General features: G+C 69.5%; 20 protein-coding genes. 16 read left to right on the forward strand and 4 right to left on the reverse strand.

What is annotated here, in order from left to right; translation table 11 throughout:
- Positions 1 to 138: 138 nt before the first annotated feature.
- Positions 139 to 585, forward strand: a complete 447-nt coding sequence (locus tag AB0N17_RS42330) for a hypothetical protein (RefSeq protein WP_366017022.1) — start codon at positions 139 to 141, stop codon at positions 583 to 585.
- A 239-nt stretch (positions 586 to 824) separates the two neighbouring features.
- Positions 825 to 1,550, forward strand: a complete 726-nt coding sequence (locus tag AB0N17_RS42335) for a GNAT family N-acetyltransferase (RefSeq protein WP_366017023.1) — start codon at positions 825 to 827, stop codon at positions 1,548 to 1,550.
- Between the two features lie 72 nt (positions 1,551 to 1,622).
- Here the strand turns inward: AB0N17_RS42335 and AB0N17_RS42340 are convergent, their stop codons facing one another.
- Positions 1,623 to 2,444, reverse strand: a complete 822-nt coding sequence (locus AB0N17_RS42340) for a DUF721 domain-containing protein (protein WP_366017024.1) — start codon at positions 2,442 to 2,444, stop codon at positions 1,623 to 1,625.
- Positions 2,441 to 5,044 carry a hypothetical protein gene (locus tag AB0N17_RS42345; RefSeq protein ID WP_366017025.1) on the reverse strand — a complete coding sequence of 868 codons (2,604 nt, stop codon included), beginning with the start codon at positions 5,042 to 5,044 and terminating at the stop codon, positions 2,441 to 2,443. The genes AB0N17_RS42340 and AB0N17_RS42345 overlap by 4 nt, the downstream gene beginning before the upstream one ends.
- A gap of 819 nt (positions 5,045 to 5,863) precedes the next feature.
- On the opposite strand from AB0N17_RS42345, the gene AB0N17_RS42350 reads away from it, so the two are divergent.
- Positions 5,864 to 6,505 (forward strand): hypothetical protein, encoded by a 642-nt coding sequence (locus AB0N17_RS42350; protein ID WP_366017026.1) that lies wholly within the window; start codon positions 5,864 to 5,866, stop codon positions 6,503 to 6,505.
- An 80-nt stretch (positions 6,506 to 6,585) separates the two neighbouring features.
- Here the strand turns inward: AB0N17_RS42350 and AB0N17_RS42355 are convergent, their stop codons facing one another.
- Both AB0N17_RS42355 and AB0N17_RS42360 read right to left on the reverse strand, forming a co-directional pair.
- A complete protein-coding gene (locus AB0N17_RS42355) occupies positions 6,586 to 7,224 on the reverse strand; it encodes a GIY-YIG nuclease family protein (RefSeq protein ID WP_366017027.1) in 639 nt (212 codons plus the stop codon).
- Between the two features lie 45 nt (positions 7,225 to 7,269).
- Complete coding sequence (locus AB0N17_RS42360; RefSeq protein WP_366017028.1) at positions 7,270 to 8,580, reverse strand: GNAT family N-acetyltransferase; 1,311 nt, start codon at positions 8,578 to 8,580, stop codon at positions 7,270 to 7,272.
- Positions 8,581 to 8,885: 305 nt separating this feature from the next.
- Between AB0N17_RS42360 and AB0N17_RS42365 the strand changes: the two genes are divergently transcribed.
- From AB0N17_RS42365 to AB0N17_RS42425, 13 genes are all read left to right on the forward strand, one after another.
- The gene (locus AB0N17_RS42365; protein WP_366017029.1) at positions 8,886 to 9,533 is read left to right on the forward strand and encodes a hypothetical protein; all 648 of its coding nucleotides are present in this window, start codon (positions 8,886 to 8,888) and stop codon (positions 9,531 to 9,533) included.
- Positions 9,534 to 9,866: 333 nt separating this feature from the next.
- Positions 9,867 to 10,364 carry an ATP-binding protein gene (locus AB0N17_RS42370; RefSeq protein WP_366017030.1) on the forward strand — a complete coding sequence of 166 codons (498 nt, stop codon included), beginning with the start codon at positions 9,867 to 9,869 and terminating at the stop codon, positions 10,362 to 10,364.
- 214 nt (positions 10,365 to 10,578) lie between these two features.
- On the forward strand, positions 10,579 to 10,857 hold the full coding sequence (locus tag AB0N17_RS42375) for a WhiB family transcriptional regulator (protein ID WP_366017040.1): 279 nt from the start codon (positions 10,579 to 10,581) through the stop codon (positions 10,855 to 10,857).
- 178 nt (positions 10,858 to 11,035) lie between these two features.
- Positions 11,036 to 11,233 (forward strand): DUF5999 family protein, encoded by a 198-nt coding sequence (locus AB0N17_RS42380; RefSeq protein ID WP_366017041.1) that lies wholly within the window; start codon positions 11,036 to 11,038, stop codon positions 11,231 to 11,233.
- Positions 11,234 to 11,307: 74 nt separating this feature from the next.
- Positions 11,308 to 12,087: a hypothetical protein gene (locus tag AB0N17_RS42385; RefSeq protein WP_366017031.1), complete on the forward strand. Its 780-nt coding sequence runs from the start codon at positions 11,308 to 11,310 to the stop codon at positions 12,085 to 12,087.
- Between the two features lie 221 nt (positions 12,088 to 12,308).
- Positions 12,309 to 13,985, forward strand: coding sequence for a DUF2637 domain-containing protein (locus AB0N17_RS42390; RefSeq protein WP_366017032.1), 1,677 nt, complete (start codon positions 12,309 to 12,311; stop codon positions 13,983 to 13,985).
- A gap of 231 nt (positions 13,986 to 14,216) precedes the next feature.
- Positions 14,217 to 14,588: a hypothetical protein gene (locus AB0N17_RS42395; RefSeq protein WP_366017033.1), complete on the forward strand. Its 372-nt coding sequence runs from the start codon at positions 14,217 to 14,219 to the stop codon at positions 14,586 to 14,588.
- Positions 14,589 to 14,705: 117 nt separating this feature from the next.
- The gene (locus tag AB0N17_RS42400) at positions 14,706 to 16,124 is read left to right on the forward strand and encodes a hypothetical protein (RefSeq protein WP_366017034.1); all 1,419 of its coding nucleotides are present in this window, start codon (positions 14,706 to 14,708) and stop codon (positions 16,122 to 16,124) included.
- 2 nt (positions 16,125 to 16,126) lie between these two features.
- Positions 16,127 to 16,519, forward strand: coding sequence for a hypothetical protein (locus AB0N17_RS42405; RefSeq protein WP_366017035.1), 393 nt, complete (start codon positions 16,127 to 16,129; stop codon positions 16,517 to 16,519).
- 81 nt (positions 16,520 to 16,600) lie between these two features.
- Complete coding sequence (locus AB0N17_RS42410) at positions 16,601 to 19,177, forward strand: hypothetical protein (protein ID WP_366017036.1); 2,577 nt, start codon at positions 16,601 to 16,603, stop codon at positions 19,175 to 19,177.
- A 41-nt stretch (positions 19,178 to 19,218) separates the two neighbouring features.
- On the forward strand, positions 19,219 to 19,446 hold the full coding sequence (locus AB0N17_RS42415; RefSeq protein ID WP_366017037.1) for a hypothetical protein: 228 nt from the start codon (positions 19,219 to 19,221) through the stop codon (positions 19,444 to 19,446).
- A 105-nt stretch (positions 19,447 to 19,551) separates the two neighbouring features.
- Complete coding sequence (locus tag AB0N17_RS42420; protein WP_366017038.1) at positions 19,552 to 20,073, forward strand: hypothetical protein; 522 nt, start codon at positions 19,552 to 19,554, stop codon at positions 20,071 to 20,073.
- A gap of 206 nt (positions 20,074 to 20,279) precedes the next feature.
- Positions 20,280 to 20,960: a hypothetical protein gene (locus tag AB0N17_RS42425; RefSeq protein ID WP_366017039.1), complete on the forward strand. Its 681-nt coding sequence runs from the start codon at positions 20,280 to 20,282 to the stop codon at positions 20,958 to 20,960.
- The last annotated feature ends 193 nt before the right edge of the window (positions 20,961 to 21,153 follow it).

The following is a 21,153-nucleotide window of genomic DNA, read 5'->3' on the forward strand; positions in this document are numbered from 1 at the left end:
GCCTGACGCGGCTGCGAGGCCCGGAAACGCTGCCTGACGTCCCGGTGGCCAGCCAGGGATTCCGCGTCACGCGACTCCGATCATGGTGGCGAGCGGGCGCCGTGGCGGGCCGGCGCTGCTTCTCGCTACCGTCGCCAGATGACCTTCAATGATGAGTTCGCCACCGACTTACGGCTGAGTGAGGCACCGACCGGGGTGATCGTCAGCGCGCTGCGCTGGGACATCCTGAACGACTGGGTCCGGTATCTGAACGACGACAAATTCCCGGATAAGACGGCCGAGATGGCGTACGTCTGGGGATTCATCAACCGGGACTTCGGCGGCGACGCGCTGCGCTGCCTGTGGAGCAAGCACCAGACCAGTTACCCCATGTTCGCTGAGGCGGTGTGGCTGCTGCACCGCGAGTTCAGCGAAGGCGCCGGATCAGACCATCACCCTCTCTTCGCTGACCTGCCGCCGATCCCTGCCGACGTCCTGTTCCGAAAGATCGCGAACGCGTCCGCGGTGGCCTTCCGGAAGCTGACCGAGGCCCAGATGCTCGACATCCTCCGCACGGCACCGCAGGAGTACGCAGCGATGCGGTAAAGGCCACCCGAAGCGCCGACGGCCCCGCCCTGGAATCACCTGACGAGCGGGGCCGTCTACGCCTTCCGAGCCTGGTTCGGCCAGATCCGGTTCACCAACGACGGATGACGCCACAACTCCCGCCGACCGGCCGACCGGAAATCGGCGCTACGCCGTACGCCCGCCGGGACAAGATCGACCTAACAAGCGGCCAGAACACGGCCGTTGACGGCATCACGACCACTCAGGGGGACTCGTTCATGGCCAAACGCCCGGCGAAGAAGACAAAACAGGCACCGCCCCTGTCCGCCGACCGTGTCCGCGCAGGCTGGCAGGGCCCGGCCGGGACCCGCATCCGTCTGGCCCAGGGCCAGGACCTCGACGCCGCCGACGCGCTGATGGCCACCACCGGCGACGGAGTCAGGATCATCCCCGTCCTGCGCGCCGCCATCGAGGACGGCTCCGCCGCCTCCGCCATGCTCGCCGGACTGGCCGGCCCGAAGGCGTACCACGACGCCGCCGCTCACGCCTTCACATCCCGGCCCAGGAACGAGGCCATGACCACCGTCTGCCTGACGCTGGTCGCCGCTGACGAGCAGGACCGCACCGTCGGCGTGCTGTCTGCCACCGCCCCCGGAACCGTCATCGACATGGCCATGAACAACGGCTACACCGCCGAGAAGGCCCTGGCTCTCAGCCTGTTCATCGCCAAGATCCATGGCCTGGCTGTTGCCGAGAACGCCCGAGGGCAGGGCATCGCCGGCGCCCTGCTCAAGCGGGCCTGGCAAGTCCACCAGCAGCTCGGCTACTTCCTGTTGTACGGCTCGTACGAGGCACACAGGGACCTCGGCGCCTTCTACATCCGCTGCGGTTACACCGTCCACGCACCCGGCGAGACGTTCCCCCTCGACCGCGTAGCCCTGCCCTTCCGTCTTGGCGCAGGAGCTGACCAGTGCATGTTCACCCGCTGGCGCCCACGGCACTGAGGGCGACCAGCCTCTCCCGAACACTTCAGCGCATTGACGACCCCGGCTGGCCAGGGCATCAGGCCCCCAGCGCTAGCTGGCCCTGCTGGCACCTTCAACTGAGCGGGGCTGGTGACCGGCCTTCTCCACTCGTGCCCGGCGCAGGGCGGCGGCCTCGGTCGCCGCGGCCTGGCGGCGGCGCTGTGCGCGGGCCTGCTCGATCAGGGCCGGCGCATCGTCTGCGACGGTGTCGGGCTCGGGAAACGCGCGGCGGGACAGCGCCCGCAGTGCGGCGGTCTGCCGCTCCACCGCCTGGGCGATGGCCGGGTCCACGCGGGACGGCGGCGCGGCCTGGCGGTGCGCCTCGATCGCCCGGCGGTAGCCGTCCGGCGGGGCAGGGCGCGGCGACGGCATGGCGGGCACGGTCGGCTGCGGCCCCGCCACGGCGGCCGCCGTGGCGGGGCCAGCCTTCCCGGGGGTGGGCGGCAGGACGTGCAGGGTACGCACGTTCGCGTCGGGCACCTTCGCGTTGGCCGCCGTGATCAGCTTGGGTGCGCTCCAGCGCAGCTTCGTGCCATACGCGGGGGCTTCGGGGGCGACGTCCAGGCGGCCGGTGTCCGCGTCGAAAGCCACGGCCTGGACGTGGCCAGCGAGTTCGGGCGCGGCCGCGGCAAGGATGTCGCCGAACTGCCCGAGGAGGCTGCCGCCGGCGGCCGGGGCGACCATGCCGCGCTCGGTCATCATCATCGTGATCGCCATGCCGAGCCCGAGCGGCTCGCGGCCGTCGCGTCGTACCACCTGCGTGCGGGACCGCTTCGGCTTCGCCTTCTGGGTGCCGCCGTTCTTCTTCGCCGCCTCCCGGGCCGCGGCCAGGGCCTGGCGCGCGAGGTCGACCCCGCTCAGCTCGCTGCTCACGCGATCGCCGCCCCAGCCGTCTCGCCGTCCAACGGGCGCGCGGCCAGCTCGGTCAGCCGGGCCGACCACGGCGCAGGCGCGACCGTCTCGGTACGGGCCGCCGTCCGCTTGCGCAGCTGCTCCAACCGCGTCGCCAGCAGGTACTCGGCAGTGCGCTCCCGAGCGGCGTCGGCGGCCTTCGTCGCGGCGGCGACCGCGTCCGCGCCGTTCGGGTTCGCGCGGAACCACCTGCGGTTCTGCTCGGTCTTGTATGCCCGGCGGGCTTCCGCGTCGACCTCCGGGGTGCTGCCCAACCGCCCGAGGGCGCTGCTGCGGTACTCCGGCAGGGCCTGTTGTACGGCCTGGAGGGCGTTGAAGGCGAGCACGGACGCCGCAGCGGTGGGGTTCGCCTCCAGCTCGCCCGGCTCCATCAGCTGAAGGAACTGCTGGTGGGTGGTCTCGATGTCGGCTTCCAGCGTTGCTCGGACGTGCGCGGCCACCGCGGCGACGTCGGCGGCATCGTCCAGGTCCGCCGCCCATGTAGCCGCGACCAGCCCGGCCTCCGCGATCGCTGCCTCGGTCCGGCGCCGGTAACCGCACGCCTCGCACAGCCCGGCCGACCGCTGCTGCCCGCAGTCCTCGCACGCCAGGGCCTGGCGCACTGCGTCGGCGGCCGCCGCCTCCCGGCGCTCGCGCTCCCCCCGCTCCCGGGCAGCCGCACGGGCCTTCTCCCGCCGGGCCTGCTCCGCACGGGCCTGCTCACGGCGCCACACGAAGTCCTCCGCCTCCGCCGCGGCGTACTCACGCAGCCGCTCCTCGAGGACCTGGCGCCGCTCCGCCACACCGAGCCCGGGCCACTCCCGGTCGATGTCGGCCGCGATCCGCACGCGGCGGGCACGGCGGATGTGAATCACGTTGCCGCAGTTGGCGCAGTCGCCGCCGGTGTCCAGCCGGATCCCGTCGTCGCAGCGCACGTCCGAGCAGGCCGGCCGCTGCACCAGGCCCCGCCGGGTGATCCAGCCGAACGGGCTGCTCACCCGCGCCTCACCACCGGTCTCCTCCAGCCGGTCGGTGAGCCGGTCGGCCAGCAGCCGAGGCGCGCCCTCCGGCTGCATCAGCAGGTCCTTCAGCCGCTCCAGCTCGGCATTCACAGCCTTCACGACCTGGTCCTGCTGCCAGCGGTTCAGCCCCGCCCACAACCACGCGACCGGCCCCAGAGCAACCCGCAGATCAAGATCCTCGGGAAGGTCCGCCCTCCCCTGCTGCCGCGTCTTTCCGCCCGCCACGGCCTCGAGCCAACCACCGGCCTTGGTCCCGGCAGCACGCTGCCCACCCTGCTCATCGACCGCGGACTTGCCAGGCTGTTCCCCGCGGAGCGGGCCGACCTCCGCCACCGGCGACGCAGGCTCGGCAGCGGCGTCCTCGCCACCCACGGCCTGGTCCTCGCGCACGCACACGTGCTCCGGCCGACGGCCTTCACCCCCACGGCCTTCGCCGGAAAAACCACCAGAGAGCGGAGGAGGAGAAACGGGAGTAACCACAGAAGCGTGGTCTGCGTGGAACTCTGCACCATCGGGACGCTCCCGATCTCCCGCCTCCACGGCCGCCTCAGCACCACAAAACCCAGACGTAGCAAGGCCACCGGCATCCTGGCCAGGAGCAAGATCTCCGACTGCACCATCGGGACGCTGCGAAAACACCGACCCAGAGCCCGAAACCGGCTCCACAGGCGCCAGAACACGGCCATACGCACGAGCGACCGGCAGCAGCATGACCCGGCCACGGCCATTCATCCGTGTCACCGTCGCCTTGCGCTGCCGCGCGACGACACCGGCCTCCGTCAGCCGGGCCAGCACCTTCCGCGCCCCGGACGGCGAACAGCCCAGCAGCCGGGACAACGTCGCCGCCCCACGCCCCTCCCTCTTCCGCACCGAGCCGCCACACAGCTGCAGCCAGCCCGACGCCCGGGTGTTCAGCACCATCAGCAACAGCCCGAGCCGGTCCGTCGCCGCACCCTTGCCCGTGCGGCCGGCCAGCAGCCCGGGCGGCGTCGGCTCCCTGTCCTCCGGCGCCCACCCCGGCCCGAACAACGCCTCGATCAAGCGCAGCAGCACCGCCAGCTCCGCCTTGTTCAGCGCCAGAGGGTGCGCGGCTCCCCCACTCTGGTGCGCCCGCCACAGCGGCATGACCAGACAGTCCAGCCCGACCGGGTGCCCCTCATCGTTGACGACCATCCGGGTGTGCAGCGCGTCTCTCTGCCGCAGCACGGGCAGCACGTCGTGATGAACCGTCGACGCCGTCATCCCCAGCCACCGACCCAGCTCCGCACCCCAGATGTACGACTGCAGATCGTCCTTACGCCCCTCCGGCGCCCGCGACTTCGCAAACAGCACCACCGTGGTCAACCGCGCCGCATCCCCGAGCCCGGCCAGCGAGTCATCCGCCAGCAGCGCCCGGACCGCGGCGAGCAGCCGCAGCCGCATACCCCGACCCAGCCGCAACGCCTCGTCCAGAGCCTCGCCGCCAAGACGAACCCAGGCCGGCACCGACCGCAGCACATCCCGCTGCCGGGGAAGCACCGGAGCATCGACCACGACGTCGTCGACGAGCTCCGACAGCATCGCGGCCGACGCTGCCCTGCCGCTCACGTGGATGTCCTAGAGAACTGCGCTCGGGGCGCCGTGCTAGTCCGCTGGCATGGCGGAATGGGTGGCTCAAGAAGAAACTGTGACCCGATAGACGGCGCAAAATGCGCCAATCGGGCATGGATGGGCTGACAAAGGGCAGCACGATGCTGCAACATGGGTCCTGCCTCGCTTCGATATCGAGGTGGGCATGAAAAAGGCGCCTTTGGCGCTTGGTTCGCCGAGAACCAGAGATCGAACTGTTCGGCCGGCTGCTAACCGGAAGAGCAGATCCTTCGGGAGGGCCCGCTAAGCCCACCCGGTGGCAGATGGGACGCTGTAGCCGAGGTGACCGCTAATCACCTGGGTGGCCGGGCGTCCCGGCGGCTCGAAGACCCGCTGAGCGGGCGCCGCCAATCGCGACTACACCATCTCGCCCCCTTCCGGGGCAGAGGTGTGCCCGCACGCGGACCGGTGCGGGAAGACAGAGAAGGCACGGAACCGGAGCGACGTACGCGCCATCGCTGCTACGGCAGGTGCCTTGGAGTGTGTCTGTCGGAGGGTACGGGTACCCTGCTCCATGTCGAGACCTTCCCTAGATAGGTCTGCGGCCGTGCCCCGGAGCACCACCTCGCGGGGCTTAACCATGTCCATATGGATCTTATTCAGGGGACACGGTACCCCTCTGAGATCGCCCAGCGACACCCCGGTACCGCTCGTGTCGCCAACAGGACGGCACCTCCTGACGGAGCGCCAGAGCCCTCGGCCACCTGCCCCATTCCACACTCGGGCCACAGCCCGGGCATGATGAGCGGTATGCACGCGACGCAGAAGCCCAGGCATGACGACCCCCTCGACGTGGAGACCTTCGCCCGCCCTGAGCAGCAGCGCCGCTACATCGCGGCCATGCACCGCATCGCCGCAGAGCGCCGCACCGGCGACACGGTCCGCGTCTACGTCAGCGCCGCACCCAAGACCACCAACGACGCTAACTGGCAGCGCTGGCTCAAGCGCATCACCGAGGACCTGCCCGACGGCATCGAGCTCCTCCACTACGGCTCCGCCTTCGAGGGACGGCCCTACGCCTGGGACACGCTCGTAGACCAACTCGACGGCCTCGTCGTCATCGGAAGGCCCAAGCGGCTCGGCAGCCGTGTCCACGTCCTCGGACCCGTTGCCCGCCTCGAACTCCGCTCGCTGGTCGCGCAAAAGCCCGTCCTGCTCTTCACCCACAACCTCGGCCTCGTCCCCGTCGTCGACTGCAAGAGCCAGGTCATGGCGCCGCCGGAGGCACCGAGGCTGAAGCTGATCGCCCCCAAACGCTGGAGCCGCGACTCGGCCACGCTCCAGGCCGCCCTGGACGCTCTCCGGCCGGCCGACCACAACGGCCAGGCAACGGAAGCGCACCCAGACACAGCGGGTCACTTGGCCGCTCCTTTCGCTGCGCCTTCCCGGTGAGGCCTTCGAGCAATTCAGGGCGACGAACGACATGGCCGCACTGCACGTGCCTTTGAACCGACCAGACGCTGCATGGGCCCTCATGTGTCGATCCCCCGCCAGCGTCGCCAGTTGTGTCCTGGAAGGTCGTAGTCCTTGAGTTCAGGTGGCAGCGGTCCTTCGTAGCCGAAGCAGGTACACCACTCGGCATCAACCCCATCGTCAACTGCGCATTGGTGAGGGCGGATGTTGCTGTGGAGGCCGATTTCGTGGCCGCACCGACATACCGGAGACCCGGGTGTCAGGCGGTACGGTCGGGTAGTCGGCTCGATCTTCGGCCATGCGGTGACCTGCCGCCCCCGCGGGTCCGGTTGGAAAACCAAGCCGCCCTCAAAGTTGGGCACCTCGCGGGGTATCGAGAAGTTCGTGGGTGGGGTGGGTGCACTGTCCAGCTCGCGCTTGATCTCTTCTGCCGCACTGCGGGTCACCGCTACGGGGTCTCCCCCAAGGGCGAACCACTCCCCGTGAGACCGGCAATCCCTGAAGCGCCGGTGCAAGGCCGTCTCAAGTTCAGCTCCGCCTGGATAGGTACATAAAACGAGCAGAGGCAGTGGCGACATGCGCTGGAGAGCGGCGAGACGCTGCGGAAGATTCGTGGTCCTGCCGATCTTCACGAGGGGTGAGTTCGGGCTGCCAACCACGTAGACGCACGTTCCTACTTCGGTGCGGATTTCATTCACGAGTGCCGCCTCAGGTCACGCAGTTGGGACGTGTGTAGGCATACGTCATCCGATGTCCTGTTCAATCAGCTTTGGGCCGACGTTGCGTGTGTAGCCCGCAGGGCGCTGGAACAAAGCGCCGCTCTGCCGGCCCTTTGCGTCGACCGTCCGGACATGGGTGAATCCTCGACTGCTGTAGTAGCTCTGCAGATTGCCGTTGTCTCTCCATGCGTCCAGCCGCAGCCACTGCTTGCCCTGGTCAGCAGCGCGCTGGCTTGCCCAATCGAGCATGGCAGAGCCGAGCTCCAGACCACTGACGTCGCGTCGGACAGCCATGCGATGCACGTAGAGAGCCGGCTCAGTGGCTTCCTCGGCCGACCAGAAATCCCGGTCGGCGTGGCCATCGACGGTAACGGTGGCGATGGGAACGCCATCGTCCTCAATGATCCAGCACTCGCCGGCCGCGATGTTCTCCATGATGCGCTCGGAACGGGGCGGGTACTGCCACTGGTCGATGCCGCGCTCGCGAAGCCAGGCCGCCGCGTGCTCCCACAACTCGGTCACCGTGGCCAAGTCGCCTTCAATGGCTGGTCGAATCACTGGATCGGAGCCCAGCGGGGGCCGACTTCGCTCATACGTGATGACGTGTCGGTCCCCTGGAAGGATGTTGACGACAGTGCGGACAGGTCTGCCGTCCTGGGTGTAGCCAGTGCAGAGATGCACGCCGACCGGTGTCCCGGGGCCAAGCTGCAGACGATCGGCTTCTTCAGGGGTCGGCATACGGATCTGGATCTCGTCCAGCGCTCGGACCTGCTCGTGGCCCAGTTCGGCGAGCACCGTGTTGGCGCCCCGTGCGATGTCGTCGGGATTCATGATCTCGCTGCCCTCAACCAAGACCAGCGGGAAGTGGGAGTCGTTCGTGTTGTAGGGCACGCCATCCACGAAACGGATGCGACGCCGCACGGCGACGAGGTCGCCCTCACGCAGCCGTAGCCGTGTGCGGATCTCCGGCGTGGGGGTTATGACCTGCACTTCGATGCGTTGACTCGCCTCGCGTCCTTCCGTGGCCATCTCACTCAGGAAGCTGTCCAACTCGGGAGACAAGGGTCGCTTCCTGAACTCGGCCTGCGGCCTGTAGACCATCGGGCGCCGGCTGCGAACGAAGTACCCCCGTGGGCGATCGCTGATGATCAACCCTTCGTTCACCAGCACCTTCAGGCCCTGAACAGCAGTCGACCGAGTGGTCTCCCACTCGGTCGCGATCTCGGCCTCTGTCGGCAGCCGTGAACCGGGCCCGAGCGCGCCACTCGTGATCTCGGTGCGGATCTTGTCCGCGATGCGCTGATAGAGGGCTCGAGGCCTCCCGCTGACTGCCATAGGACAGATCTACAGGTGTGCGCAATGAGTAGTCAATCTATCCGAACCTCTTGACGATCATTTGCCGAGAGTGTCAGCATCGTCTCAGCGCGCATTGACTAGTCAATCTAGTTCGACTAGTTCCGATGCCTGCTACATCTGAATAGCTCGCTCGCGTCCGAGGTGACGAACCACGAGATCCCTCACCGAGCGGGAGCACCACCCCCCGATGCGGTGTCCACGTGCTCAGGGCCACAGATAGGGCCTGAGCTGCGGAGACTGCATCCCTCCCCCCTCGTTCCGAGCCATTGCCCGTGGGAGTCTGCGTGAAGCCCGATACGTCCCGCCCCGCCCTGAAGATCAGCATGATCCCCGTGTTCAACGTCCAGTTACGTGAAGGTGAGCGCCGCTCCATCGTCTGTCCGGACTGCAATGAGTGGCATCCCCTGCGCCGCAACGTTGTCTGGCCCCACCATCTGGAGCGCACCGAGCGCGGCAAGAACGGACGTCGCTGCCCGGGCAGCGCCCGCCGAGTCGAGATCGACGTGGACCTCGCTGAGTGGGGCCGCAAGGTTGCGGAAGCGGACGCCACTGTGACCGGGCGCCGCTCGAACCGGGTCAACCGGAAGCCGCGGACCGCGACCCCGCCGGCCGTGAGCCGTCTGGCGACGGCTTCCAAGGAACCGACGCTGCGAATGCCCGCCGTACTGGAACGGGCCCGCACTGCAGTTGCGCTTCACCGCGATGCCTGCGCCAAGTGCCAGAGCGGCGGCCGGTGCGAGACGGGTCGCGAACTGGAGGTTTGGCTTGGTGAGACGCGGGCCTCCTCCGGCTTTGAACTGGAGCAGAGGCAGCGGAAGGAGCAGCAGGCGGACCGGCTTGAGGCCCGCCAGCGTGCTGCGCAGTGGCGCCGGGTGCAGCGGGCTGTGTCCCGTACGGACACCCAGCGCAAGGCGCAGATCCCGCAGACCTGAACCCGATCCTGCGTTACCTGTGATCGCCGCCCGTGTGACGAGCGGCGATGGCAGGGGGCAGCAGGGCCTTTCCAGGTCAGCAGCCCTCCTGGGTTGGCCTCTGCTAGGGGAGGCCAACCCAGTTCCCGAAAACCGAACAAACGATGACGGCCCCGGGATTGCGCCCCGGGGCCGTTGTCGGTCGCTGAGTTCATCGCGTGAGAGGAACACGACCTTGCTGAGGAACATGATGACATCCCGCGCGCCTCTTGGTGCACAGGGGGACGAGCACCCGAGCCAGGAAGACGAGGCGCTGCGCCGGGCCAGGGAGCACGACCAGAGGGGTGGGACACGGTGACGGTCACGGTCTTCGGTACCGGCACTCTGCACGCCGCGGCCGTGGACGAACGACTTGTGGTCCCTGCCGCGGTGCCGGGTCTGGTGTTGACCGAGCGGCGGCGCGGCTTCTGCGCTGAGTTGAAGGCCTCTCCGGAGGCCTTCAGTGCTGTTCGCGTGCTGACCCGCTCGGTGGCGACGACGTACGGCGCTGGCCCGGGCCTTGCTGATTCCGCCGAGCTCGTGGTGTCCGAGTTGATGGGCAACGTGCTGCGGGCCAGTTCGGAGAACGAGCCCGTCCTGATGATCGTCGACGTGTACGCCGTCCCGTCCGGCGTCGAGGTGATCGTTCACGACTCCGTGCCGGGCCAGCCGGACCGCCGCGATGTCGCCTTGGACAGCGCCGAGGCGATGTCCGGACGCGGTCTGCACCTGCTCGACCTGCTGACCGATTACTGGACGGTCGAGCCGTCGCCGCTCGGCAAGCAGATCAGGTGCCGCCTGCGGGCTGAGTAGTACCAGCTGTCGTACGGGGCGGACGGTCGGAAGGTCAGCCTCTGCCACTGCAGCACCACCGCACAGGCGGGGCCGGAGATCACCGCGTCCAGCCGCCCTCATCCCCCAGCAGCCCCAGGGACTCCGCGTTCCCTGGGGCTGCCCGCATCTGCGATCACAACGGAGGACCCCCATGCAGGACATCCAGGACCTCGTCAGCCTCTCCGCTGCCCACATGCCCGCCTCCGAGGCCGGCGTCGACTGGCGGCACCGCGCCGTTTGCCGGGAGGAAGACCCCGAGCTCTTCTTTCCGATCGGCAACACCGGTCCGGCGCTGCTGCAGATCGAGGAAGCCAAGGCTGTCTGTCGCCGCTGCCCCGTCATGGACCAGTGCCTGCAGTGGGCGCTCGAGTCCGGTGAGGACTCCGGCGTGTGGGGCGGCCTGAGCGAGGACGAGCGCCGCGCCATGAAGCGCCGTGCGGCCCGCAACCGGGCTCGCCAGGCCAGCGCCTGACCGCACATCACCCGCAGCCCCTGCCCAGCCCGTCGCCACCGGCCCGGCCACCGTCGGCCCGGTGGCGGCGGAGAACGCAGGGACCGATACCCCCAGCGCCTCGGCGCTCGCTTCCGGTCCACACACACCGTCCCCGACACCCTGAGGGAGTTCCTCCATGACCGCGACCAGCTCGCCGCTGTGCCGGCACGTGCCGACTTGCCCCCCTGCTGACAGCCCCGACCGCGAGGCCGCGCAGACCGTGGCCAGCCACCCGGAGCAGGGGTGGAGCCTGCTGTGCAACGGCCTTTTCGTCTTCGACGACACCGGTGAACTGCTGCCCGACGGACAGATCGTCGCCCCGTGCCGTCCCGTGCCGGTTCCCGCGACCGCCTGATCCCATCCCGGGCATCCCGCCTGCTTTGCCTGTGAGCCCGGGAGAGCCCCGGGCTTTCGATCATTGGAGGATCGATGGAGCTCATTCCCCTCAAGACACCGTTGGACGACACCGGTCTGATGCCCCGCTACCAGCCCGGCACCACGACGCGGGCCGCCATGGCCACGGACATCTCCCGCTACCACCACCCGCTGTTCCTCCGGTCCGAACCCGGACGCTTCGAGGGCTGGGTGACCTACTCCTTCCGCGCGTTCACCGGTCTGGAAGAGCAGCCGCAGATGTCGATGGAGGCCATCCGGGACACGACGCTGACCCGCGAGCAGTCCACCGAGCTGTCGAACCAGTACGAGGCCGCGCGGGTCCTGTGGTCGAAGGCGCGGTTACGGCGGCAGGCCGGACCGCTCCTGAAGCAGGCCGCGCCGCTGTGGGAGGCATGGACGGCCGCCCACGGACAACTCGTGGCCGCCTTCCGTGAGTTCTGGACCATCGAGGACGGCCGCTGGCGCGCCCAGCTGCTGCGGCTCACCGACGCCGAACGCGCCGCCGAGTCCGCGGCCGAGGCCTTCGACGAGATCGCGGAGAAGCTCACCCAGCTCGCTGAGGAGCAGATCCAGGTCGCGGGTGAGGACGAGGACCTTCCGTTGAGCACCATCGCGAAGGAACTCGGTCTGGACGACTCCGACTGGCACATCGCCTGGCACGGCGCCTACACCTCGTCCACGGCGAGCTGGCGCGGCATCGGCGACCGCCTCATCGACAAGGTCCACAAGGAGATCGACGCGCAGCGCGAGCGGCTGCGTGAGGTTCAGGTCATGGCCGGCGACCAGGACCTGAGCGACAGTGAACTCGTCTGACACCCACCCCGGGGCCCTCTCGCCCCGGGCTCCCTGTCGGTCCTGCCGAGTCACGTCGGCGGGACCGGCAGGGAGCAGCAGGGACTTCCCCCGATCCCGTGCTCCACGGCCGGCCTCCCCGACGGGAGGCCGGCCTTCCTGCTGCCGGGCCCGGTACGACCATCCCCCCCTGTACCGGGCCCGGCTCCTTGTTCTCGTTCCTCCGTATCCAAGGAGCTGCTATGACCAGCCCCCCGCAGGTCGACGAACGCGTCGACCTGGACAAGCCGCCGGTCCGCGCAGGGCTGCCGGGTCAGCCGGACACCCCCGAGAGCCGAGTCGTCCCGGCCGCGCCGACCGGCGAGCCCGAGTCGGACCCGCGCACGATGAAGGCGCTCGCGATCGTGGCCGGCACCGGCGGCGCGATCCTGGCAGCGATCGGGTTCACCGGCTCGTACAACACGCTGCGGCACCTGGCCGAGGCCAAGGGCTTCGGCCAGTTCTCGTACGCGTTCCCGATCGGTATCGACGCCGGGATCCTGGTCCTGCTGGCCATGGACCTCTACCTGACGCGGAAGCGCGCTTCCCTGCCGGTGCTGCGGTGGCTAGCCCACGGGCTGACCGCCGCGACGGTCGCGTTCAACGCGGCCGCCCCCGACGGGCCGCTGTCCGCGGACCCGCTCGCCGCGTCGATGCACGGCGTCATCCCGGTGCTGTTCATCGCCGCGGTAGAGGCCGCGCGCCACTACATCGGCCGGATGGCCGCGCTGATCGCCGGTCACGACCTCGGCAGCCCGCCGCTGTCGCGGTGGCTGCTCGCACCGCTGCCCACGTGGCTGATCTTCCGGCGGATGAAGCTGTGGAGCCTGCCGTACGACGACGTGGTGTTGCGCCTGAAGGGCATCACGATCTACCGGCAGCTGCTGAAGAAGCGCTACGGGCGCAGCTGGCGCCGGAAGGCGCCGGCCGATGAGCTCCTTCCGATCAAGATGGCCCGTTTCGGGTTGACGGTCGATGAGGCGCTGGAGATTCCGGCACGCGAAGCGGAATCCGCCCGTCGCCGGGAGGAGGAGGCGGAGCTTCGGGAACGCGAAGCTGAGGACGCTCGGGCGCTTCGGGCGGCTGAGGCGGAGCTTCGGCAAGTCGAAACGGAGTCTCGGATCGAGACTGCGAAGATCGCCGCCAAGGTCGAGCGGGTTGCCGCCGAGGGCCGGTTGAAGGCGGCGGAGGCGGAGGCCGAGAACGCCGCCGATCTTGAGATTCGGCGATCCGAAGAGCGCCTTCGGGTGCAGCGGGCGGAGGCCGACGCCGAGATCCAGCGGCTGGAGAGCCAGACCGAGGCCGATCGCCTGCGCGCCGAGCGTGAGCGGCAGGAAGAGCAGGTCAAGTGGGCTGCTCGACAGCGGCAGTTGCAGCAGGAGACCGAGACGCTCGAGTCGGCTGAGGCAGCTGAGGCGCGTGCTCGCGAGGCGCGCGCCGAACAGGAGGCCAACGAGGCGGCACTGGCGGCCGCGAAGGCCGATCGGGAGGCCGCCGAAGAGCGCAAGCGGGCCGCCGAAACCACGCGCGACGCCGTCGAAGCCGAGCGGGCGGCGGCCGAAGCGGAGGCCGAGCGTGCTGCTGCTGAGCTCCGCGCGGCACAGGACAGGCAGGCGGCCGCCGAAGCCCGCCGTCGTGCGGCCGAGGACGACCAGGCAGCTGCCGAGGCCGAGGCGGAGGCCCGGCTCACGCTGCCGGAGCGGGACGCCCGCAAGGTCGCCCGGATGATCCTCGCGGCCGGAGGCGACCCGAAGGCCGTCACTCTCAAGCAGATCGAGGTCGAGCTGGGCGTCTCCCAGACCACCGCCCACGAGCGCAAGACCCGGGCGCTGGAGTACCTCCAGGAGCAGCAGGAAGGAGACGAGCAGCAGGCCGCCTGACCAGCGTAAATGAGCACCTTCGACGGCTCCACCGGCCCCCGAGATGACGTCAACACCTCGGGGACACGGTGAAGGCGCCGAAGCGCCGGGTCCCACCCTCTCACCCTTGCCTGCCCGTCAGGAAGGTCGAACAGGGAGGCGACCAGCACAAACACCGGCCGGGACTGCCACGGAGTCCCGGCTGATGTTCACCCCGCCTGACCCAGCGATCGAACGGAGGATCACGGCAACGTGGGCGGAACCGCGTACTGGACAAAACAGATAAGACGGGCGGATGGGCGGTCGCCCAAGGAGGGCGCGACCCGGCGGATAGACCGGCTGCGCGGACTGCTGAAGGAGGCCGAGCCGGCCGTCGCCGACCGCGTCTGGAAGGAGGTCGCCGACACCCTCCAGCGGGCCACCGACCGCCACTCGACGCGCGCATCCGCGCACTGGACCAACGAGATCAAACAGGCCGACAAACGGTCGCCCAAGGAGGGCGCGACCAAGCGGCTGGACCGGCTGCGCGGCGTGCTGCAGAGGGTCGATCCAGTGGTCGCCAACCGCGCCTGGCGCGACGTGAGCGACACCCTCCAGCAGATCACTGTTCGTCACACACGGTGATCGTTCACCCATTCATTCACCCGGGGGAGAGATGAACTCGACCCGCCCCTACACGCGTACGTACGCGCACGAGGGCGGGCGTTCACTCCCCCGGTCGCAGACCGTGAGGGGAAAGCAATGGAATTGCTGCTTCTCGCGTGCGCATGGCTCGTGTACACGGCGGGCGCGCAGAGCGAGCAGGCAAAGGTCGGGCTGTCCCCGGCGCAGCGGGACATCCTGAGGGAAAGGACCCGGCACGAGAAGGCCGTGCAGAAGATCGCCGACAAGCACGGCGTCGCTGCCCCGGCCGAACGCAAGCCGGGCGTCTCGCCGTGGAAGGAGCCGCCGGCGTCGGAGCACGATCCGGTGCTCACACTCCCGGAGGCGTTCCGCTCGGGCTACCGCGGGCACACCCGCGTCGAGCGTCTGGCGACCCCGGTGGGGCGCCGAGCCGGGGGGTGGGTCGCGCAGGGCGTCGGCTGGGCTCAGGACACCGGCCGCGGCGCGCTGCGCGAGTACCGCCGGCGTCGCCGGGCCGCGGGCCATGTCGACCCGGCACCGGTGCTCGTTCCGCTGCCGCCGACGGCCGGCACCGACAGCGGCGACGGCAAGGGCGTCTCGATGAAGAAGCCCGAGGAAGCGGCCGAGGGGAAGAAACCGGAAGGCCCCGAGAAGGCGCCTGAAGGGGCCACAGTGCCTCCAGTGGACGGCAGTGGCTCCCCGACTGCCCCGGAGGTCTCAACGGGCCCTGAAACGCCGCCAGATGAGGCCGGGGAGACGACGGCGAAGGAGCCCGCGGCTCCGGCTCCGGAGGCCTCACCTGGTCCCGAGGTGGCCACGGCCGGGCCCGAAACCAAGGAGGCAGCGGCCGAACCCGAGCCCGCTGCAGCCGAAACCAAAGACGCCTCGGAGCCGAAAGCCTCCGAGGAGGCCTCCGGTGCAGCCGAAACGGAACCCGCGTCCGCCCCGGCGGAGCCGGAACCCACCGCGGCGGCACCCGAAGCCACGGCCGCCGGGCCCGAAAGCACGGCCGCCGAATCCGAAAGCCCGGTAGCGGAGCCCGAAAGGGCCGTGCCGGAACCGCGCAAGGAAAGTGAACCGGCTGCCGCCGGTGGAGGAGTTGGGCGTATGGCAGCAGAGGTGACGTACCAGTCCGTCATCGACGAGAGCGATGAACTCAACCTCATGTGCGACGAGGACTTCGCAACCTACGAGCGGATCGGCAAGCGCTGCGAGCGGGAGATCGGCAAGGGCGACTCCCTGATCGCGGAACTCAACGCCCGCGGAGCCGGGCCGGGCCTCATCTCGTGGATCACGCGCTGCAAGGAGGACTACGGCACGATCAACAGCCAGCTCGACCAGCTGAAGCAGAACACCAAGGCGCAGGGCGAGAAGGTCGTCCAGGCCAAGGCCCTGCTGGAGGCCGGGCAGGGCGTCTACGCGGAGCAGGCCAAGGACATGGAGTCCGTCATGGACCGCGACTTCTACGTCTCCGACGCGGTCGACTCCGAGGACGCCTCCGCCCACACCGAGGTCTACGAGACGAGGGGAGCCTGACCATGGGCGCAGCAACAAAGGCCATCGGCGGCGCAATGTCGTACGCGGGACTCCTGCTGAAGGCGGCGGCCTACGGCATCCGCGCCGGCACCACCAAGAGGGCCGTCGAGCGGCTCAAGGCCCGCTTCCAGGACCGCGGCGCCTCCGCTAAGTACCTGTCCGAGGCGATGGGCCGGCTGACCGTCGACGAGCCGACCACGACCGCCTACATGGAGGTCTTCACGCTCTCGGAAAACATGGCGGCCAACGTCGACGGCATCGTCGCCGGCGCCGACTCCCTGACCGCCAACGCCCAGGGCCTGGCACAGGAGACCGAAGCCGAGCACGGCCGGATGGCTGAGCTCAACCGCACGCACCACGTGCAGATGGCCGACCGCGAGTTCATCCAGCGCTAGGCCACACCACACCCACCTCCACGGGCGGGACCGCTTCTGCGGTCCCGCCCTTCGTCTTCGCTGAAAACGGAGAAGAACCGGATGGCCACGACCACCCCAACCCAGGAAGAGACCGAAGAGACCGCTCCCCAGGAGCTGACCGGACTGCGCGCGCAGGTCGCCCGGATGCACAACCCGGGCCTCTACGTCGGCTCCGGCCTCGGCATCGCCTCCGGCTGGCTGTCCGGTGACCCGCTGCTGCTCACCACCCTCGGCACCACCGGCGTCGCGGCCGGCTGGGCCGCGCTCGGCATAAACCCGGGCCCGTGGCGCTGGCTGCCCGGGCAGGGCGAGCCGTGGGAGTGGATGACCCGCAGCAGCCGGCGCGGTTACCGGCGCCGGGTCCGCCGGATGCGCCGCCGCCTCGACCTCGACCACGCCTACCGTCCGGCCGTCGGCTCCGACGGCATGCTCGTGCCGACCATCGGCATCGCCGACGGCTGGCGCCACCACGACGACCGTGCCGCCCTGGTCCGCGCCGCGAAAGCCGCCGCCTACCGCAAGCGTTCCGCGACCCTGCGCGCCATCTGGGCCAAGGGCCTTCCCGACTGGGAGCGCGGCTGGTGGCGCCGCTACAGCCCGACGGAAATGGCGCTGCGGGCCGGCCCCCTCGCGGCGATCCCTGCCAGCAGCTACATCGACGTGCCCTGGTGGGCCCGCCTCCTCGTCGCCTCCACCGCGGCGACCTGGGGAGCACGGATGTGGGCCCTGCCGGACTCCGCGACGCCCGCGGCCGCCGAACACCCGGACGGTGTCGACTGGTACCTGGCCCGGTGGGACGAGTGGATCGCCTGCGACCAGGGCCCGCTGCCCGCGTCCAAGCTCACCGACGTCCGTCTGGACGACGACCGGCTGACCGCGATCATCGTCTCCACCACCGCCCGGCCCGCCCTCGGCGTCGCCCAGGACTCCGTCTCGATTGCGTTCGAGGTCCCCCCGCGGGCCGTCAACATCTACCGGCCCGACGACATGGCCGCCTCCCGCGCCAAGCTCACCGTCAAACTCCGCAACCGGACCGGCGAGCTGGACATGGACGACCTGTCGGCCGTGTGGGAGGAGTACAGCCCCTACCACGGCAGCGAGCTGTACGACGCGGAAGAGACCGAGTTCGGCCGCCGCTTCAAGCTGCTGATGCCGCGCCGGGGCTCCTCGGTCGCCGACGTGCAGCCCCTCGCCATCGCCCAGGCCCTCGACATGGACGGCGAGGACGCTGTCTCCCACCTGCACCTGCGGGTGATCGACGCACGCCGTATCGAGGTCAACGAGATGTCCGTCAACCCGCTCCAGGACGGCGTCCCCCTCGACCCGCAGGCGCTGGTCATGGACGAGCGGGGCTACGTCACGGTCGGCAAGGACATCTACGGCGACCCCGCCCGGTGGCGCCTGATGATCCCCAACGAGGGGAAGTTCGGGCTCACCGGCCGCCAGGGCATGTCTGCCGTGCACTCCTTCTCCTCCGGCACCACCGGCTCCGGCAAGAGCTCGCTGGAGGAGACCCTCCTGATCGCCCAGATGATCAACGGGATCGTCGGGTGGCTGGCCGACGGCAAGTACGGCGCCGGCTTCGCCTCCTGGACCCACGTACTCGACTGGATGGTCAAGAGCCACTACGGCGCCATGCTCATGGGCCAGGCCGCCGTAGACGTCGGCAAGTTCCGCTTCTCGACCCAGATGAAGATGCAGTGGCAGGACGCCGACGGCTACGTCATGGACGGCCGCAGCTTCTTCGTCCCCGGCGAGCCCTTCGCCCCAATGCAGGTCACCTGGGACGAGTTCAACGAGATGGTCATGGACCCGGTCAAGGACCACGTCAACCCACTCCTGGCCTCCGCGTCCAACCTGGGCCGGCAGACCCGGTCCGCCGGCATCGGCGCCCGGGTCTACGTCCAGATCCCCAACCTCGACTCCATCGGAACCAACAAGCACGCCAACGCCATCCGCGACATGCTCCAGTCCGGCAACATCGCCCTGTTCCGCACCGCACGCGCGGACATCGACGTGATGTCGCTCGGCTCCAGGACCCCGAAGTTCCGCCTGGAGCCGATCCCGGAGAAATTCCCCAACGGATCCGGCACCGGCGGCCTGGGCTACATCGCCGACGGCGCCGACCAGTACACCCAGTCCCGCATGATGTTCCACCCCAACCCGGTGCGCGTCGCCCGCGAACTGCCCCGGCCGACCCTCACCACCTCCGAAGCCGACGCAATAGCCGACATGAGCCCCGCCGGCATCGCCTACCTGCGGCGGGACGAGTACCGGCACATGGACGCCGGCGAGGAAGAGGAGTTCCTGCGCGATCTGGTCAAGCAGGAAGACATCAAGCGCGGCAAGAACACCACCGCCATCGACCTCGCCCGCGCGCCGGCCATCCCGGGCGGCACGGACCTCGTCCTCGACGTCGAAGACGAGGACGAGGACCTGGACACGCTGGTACCGCCCAGCCGCTCCGAGCTGGTCTGGCACGCCGTCGACCGCGGCGCCCGCCGCAACGGACAGATCGCCCAGGTCACCGCCCTCAAGCCGACCAACGTCGCCAACGCCACGAAGCGGCTGCAGCGGCTCGGCAAGTTGACCCAGATCGACCGCGACTGGCACACCGTCGAGCCCATCGACGCCTGACCCCTGCCCCTTCCCCTCTTCACGGAAATTGGAGATCAACCATGGAACTCACCATGTCCGGCGTTGCCCTGCTCATCGCCATCGGCATCGGCTGGTGGATGAAGAAGGACAGCAGCTTCCGCAAGAGGGAGGTTGCCGTCGTCTCGATCTTCTGGATCGTCGTGATGATGACGCCCCTCGGCGCGGGCTTCGTCGACAAAGTCCAGGTGATGTTCGGCAACGGAGCGCGGGGCTTCAGCGAGACCGTCAACAACGTCTCCGCCAAGTAAGACGACGCCCGGCAGGGAGGCGGCCCGCTTGATACGGCGGGCCGCCTCCCTGCGTCTTTCCACGCCATTCCACGTCTTCGGCTTCAAAGCAAGGAGTCACACCCCATGGACGACCACCGCGAACACGGGCGGGAGTTGACGGCTCAGGAAGAGTTCGAGTCGATCAGACTCATCGCCGAGGGATACAGCAGCAGCACCCCCGTCGCCACCCGGTACAAGGACGTCGTCCCCGCGCCGGCCCAACCCACCGTGGGAAACGCCGTGCCCTTCGCCCAGCACGGACGGCCCCCCATGTCCCAGAAGGCCACCGACCACGCCACCCTAGTGATCGTTTACACCTGGGGGTCGCTGCCGGTCGGCGGCGCCATCTCCCTGGTGCTGTGGCAACTGTCCAGCGTCGCCCCGACGCAGCTGACCTTCGCCGGCCTGGGTGCCGCCGGATTGTTCATCGCGATCGGCGCCGCCGCCCGGATGATCGGGCGAGCCTTCCGTGACGGCGCCTCCGCCCTGCCTGACCACACGGTCAACCAGTACACCGGCACCGTCTACGTGCAGCACACCGAACTGCACACCGAAACCCGCGGGTTCGGGCGGACCAACAACCAGCTCACCGACGGCACGCAGTGACCGTCGGACGACGCCCGCCCACGACGCGCTCGCGCTGACGTCTGCCTGTCCACTCCCGAACCCCGCCACGGGGCCGGGGGCGGGCAGGGAGCTGGAACAGCCGCACCGCTCCAGTTCTACTTCTTCCCGCCCCGTCGGTTGTCTTCTCGCCGACGGGGCGCGGTGCTGCCCACCATCCTGCCTTCGTGAAGAGAGGCGAACCTGCCATGACCACCAACTCCGCTGATGGAAACGGCCACAAGCGCACGCTCCGGTGGCCCTCCTTACACCGGGCCCGCGGCAGGATCAGCCACCGGTCCGGCCAGGTCCGCACGAAGCTGGCGCAGCTGTGGCGGCACGAAACCGTCCGCCACTTGGCCTTCAGCGCCGCCGTCACCCTCCTCGGCGCCTGGCTGCTGGGCCAGCTTCTGCCGGGCATGCCCGGCGTGGCCGCGACCGTGGACGCGGTGGGCGCCACCATCGACGACCCCGTACGCCGCTACCTCGTCGCCCACACGCAGGAGCTGCCCATCACCGCCGGCACCACCTACAGCATCTGGAAGGCCCTCGGACTCGTCGCGTTCGTCCTCGGCGCCCTCCACAACGGCCCCGCCCGGTTCACCTGGATGGTATGGGGCGCCGCCACCGTGATCATGGTGTTGATCGAAACTCCCGGGCCCGGCCGCCCGGTCGCCACTGCGGTCAGCCTCCTGGCCTGGGCCGCGCTCTCCAGCTTGGCGCTCCGCGGACTGCGTCTCCCGCCCCTCGCGTTCGTGCACGTCGACGTGCACAACGAAGCGTCGTCCCCTCCCGACGTTCAGGTCCGCACGGAGATCCGGATGCCGAGGACCGAGCCGCCCCAGTTCCTGCCCTACCCCCTCCCGTACCTGCCGCCGTCGCAGAACTGACGTCTGCCTGTCCGCCCGTCGACCCCCGCAATCCGGGGGCCGGGGGCGGGCCGGCATCCGACTCACCGCCGCCGGTCCACGACTGTGACGAGCGGCGGAAACCCCCCCCGGGCGGCGGGCGCGGGCAGGCGCGGTAGAAGTCCGTCCAGCCGTCGCGCTCGCGGACCACCGTCTCCAGGTACTCCTGCCAGAC

The organism is Streptomyces sp. NPDC051133 (genome assembly GCF_040682635.1).
In the GTDB taxonomy this organism is placed as follows: Bacteria; Actinomycetota; Actinomycetes; order Streptomycetales; family Streptomycetaceae; genus Streptomyces.

What these genes read in the sequence shown, in the direction of transcription:
- AB0N17_RS42350 (WP_366017026.1), top strand. Translation starts at nt 5,864, where the DNA reads ATGCACGCGACGCAGAAGCCCAGGCATGACGACCCCCTCGACGTGGAG.
- AB0N17_RS42415 (WP_366017037.1), top strand. Translation starts at nt 19,219, where the DNA reads ATGGAACTCACCATGTCCGGCGTTGCCCTGCTCATCGCCATCGGCATC.
- AB0N17_RS42410 (WP_366017036.1), top strand. Translation starts at nt 16,601, where the DNA reads ATGGCCACGACCACCCCAACCCAGGAAGAGACCGAAGAGACCGCTCCC.
- AB0N17_RS42385 (WP_366017031.1), top strand. Translation starts at nt 11,308, where the DNA reads ATGGAGCTCATTCCCCTCAAGACACCGTTGGACGACACCGGTCTGATG.
- AB0N17_RS42405 (WP_366017035.1), top strand. Translation starts at nt 16,127, where the DNA reads ATGGGCGCAGCAACAAAGGCCATCGGCGGCGCAATGTCGTACGCGGGA.
- AB0N17_RS42420 (WP_366017038.1), top strand. Translation starts at nt 19,552, where the DNA reads ATGGACGACCACCGCGAACACGGGCGGGAGTTGACGGCTCAGGAAGAG.
- AB0N17_RS42330 (WP_366017022.1), top strand. Translation starts at nt 139, where the DNA reads ATGACCTTCAATGATGAGTTCGCCACCGACTTACGGCTGAGTGAGGCA.
- AB0N17_RS42335 (WP_366017023.1), top strand. Translation starts at nt 825, where the DNA reads ATGGCCAAACGCCCGGCGAAGAAGACAAAACAGGCACCGCCCCTGTCC.
- AB0N17_RS42425 (WP_366017039.1), top strand. Translation starts at nt 20,280, where the DNA reads ATGACCACCAACTCCGCTGATGGAAACGGCCACAAGCGCACGCTCCGG.
- AB0N17_RS42345 (WP_366017025.1), bottom strand. Translation starts at nt 5,044, where the DNA reads ATGCTGTCGGAGCTCGTCGACGACGTCGTGGTCGATGCTCCGGTGCTT.
- AB0N17_RS42375 (WP_366017040.1), top strand. Translation starts at nt 10,579, where the DNA reads ATGCCCGCCTCCGAGGCCGGCGTCGACTGGCGGCACCGCGCCGTTTGC.
- AB0N17_RS42390 (WP_366017032.1), top strand. Translation starts at nt 12,309, where the DNA reads ATGACCAGCCCCCCGCAGGTCGACGAACGCGTCGACCTGGACAAGCCG.
- AB0N17_RS42360 (WP_366017028.1), bottom strand. Translation starts at nt 8,580, where the DNA reads ATGGCAGTCAGCGGGAGGCCTCGAGCCCTCTATCAGCGCATCGCGGAC.
- AB0N17_RS42400 (WP_366017034.1), top strand. Translation starts at nt 14,706, where the DNA reads ATGGAATTGCTGCTTCTCGCGTGCGCATGGCTCGTGTACACGGCGGGC.